The organism is Pseudomonas sp. AC463, assembly GCF_979253585.1.
In genome coordinates, this window is record NZ_CEEDDZ010000995.1 from 1 (window position 1) to 247 (window position 247).

Here is a 247-nt window from a genome sequence, read left to right on the forward strand (position 1 = left end):
GCCCAGTAGCGTTCGGGGTCCTCCCGCGATGTGTCGCGATTGGGCGTGTGCCAGCTCAACAGGAACCGGCCGGACGGCGCATCGAAGAACAGTTTCGGCGCGCCGATCCGCTGCAACGGATGCGGGTGGCCCGGCGCCGCGCTCAGGTCCGGCCGGTATGTTCCGTAAGGTGTCCAGCGGATCAGATCGTCCGACACCCAGAAGCGGATCAGCGGATCGTCGTCGCTGCGATTGCCGACGAGATAAT

The 247-nt window shown here is 65.6% G+C and carries 1 protein-coding gene; it reads right to left on the reverse strand.

Annotated elements, in window-relative coordinates; translation table 11 throughout:
• Positions 1-247 (reverse strand): hypothetical protein (locus AC0IYH_RS33220; protein WP_471838661.1); only part of this gene is annotated, 247 nt, incomplete at both ends.